General features: G+C 42.9%; 1 protein-coding gene. It reads left to right on the top strand.

The genetic code is table 11. The features are described 5' to 3' along the window. Positions 1-345, top strand: a 345-nt coding sequence (locus tag HMPREF3249_RS09540; RefSeq protein WP_180363203.1) for a MucBP domain-containing protein, incomplete at both ends; no start/stop codon positions are given.

The following is a 345-nucleotide window of genomic DNA, read 5'->3' on the forward strand; positions in this document are numbered from 1 at the left end:
TCGAAGGAACAACCCGCGTTGTCTATGTTTATGATAAGCTTGAAAAACCAGTAGAGAAATATGGTAATGTTGTCGTTGACTACCAAGATAAGCAAGGCAACACCATTGCTCCGCGTATCGTAGATACACCAACTTCACGGGTTGGTACTTACTATGACACAACTGATCACAAACCAACTACCATTACGGCGGATGATGGCACAACTTATCGTATTGATACCAATGCTACACAAGGTCACGAGAGTGGTCAGGTTGTCGAAGGAACAACCCGCGTTGTCTATGTTTATGACAAAGTTGAAAAACCGGTAGAGAAGAAATACGGTGATGTTACCGTTGAGTACAAGA

It is taken from the genome of Streptococcus sp. HMSC36C04 (assembly GCF_001839535.1).
Taxonomy (GTDB): domain Bacteria; phylum Bacillota; class Bacilli; order Lactobacillales; family Streptococcaceae; genus Streptococcus; species Streptococcus hominis.